At 69.5% G+C, this 406-nt stretch carries 2 protein-coding genes; both read left to right on the top strand.

The window, feature by feature from the left end; genetic code table 11:
• The coding region (locus EXE44_RS18385) for a plastocyanin/azurin family copper-binding protein (protein ID WP_241991901.1) at positions 1 to 163 on the top strand (163 nt) is incomplete at its 5' end.
• A 114-nt stretch (positions 164 to 277) separates the two neighbouring features.
• The coding region (locus tag EXE44_RS18380; RefSeq protein ID WP_137718075.1) for a sulfite exporter TauE/SafE family protein at positions 278 to 406 on the top strand (129 nt) is incomplete at its 3' end.

Raw genomic sequence — 406 nt, 5'->3', positions numbered from 1 at the left:
CGACTACGCGTCCTCGGAGTCGGCGTGGTGGTCCGACTTCGGCGGGAGACTGGAGAACGGCGACCGCTTCGACCACACCTTCACCGTCCCCGGCACCTACGAGTACGTCTGTATCCCCCATCGCAAGGCCGGGATGTTCGGCACCGTCGTCGTGGAGGAGTGAGTCGCCCGTGAGCCCATTCGACGGGTCCGCCCGACGGACCGCCCCCCGCTCCGCGGTCGTCGCCCGACGAAACCCATTCCCGCGCGGGCCCCGAACGGGAGGTGACTGATCCACATGGCCCTCCCGTCGCTCCTCGGGACTGACGTCCTGCTGTTCCTCGCCATCGGACTGCTCGGCGGCGCCCACTGTATCGGGATGTGCGGCCCGCTCGTCACCGTCTACGCCAGCCGGATGGACGCGGAC

Origin of the sequence: Halorubrum sp. SS7, assembly GCF_005435055.1 — an archaeon.
Lineage (GTDB): Archaea > Halobacteriota > Halobacteria > Halobacteriales > Haloferacaceae > Halorubrum > Halorubrum salinarum.
The sequence above is the reverse complement of the archived record's forward strand: the minus strand, read 5'-3'. Positions and strand labels throughout refer to the sequence as shown.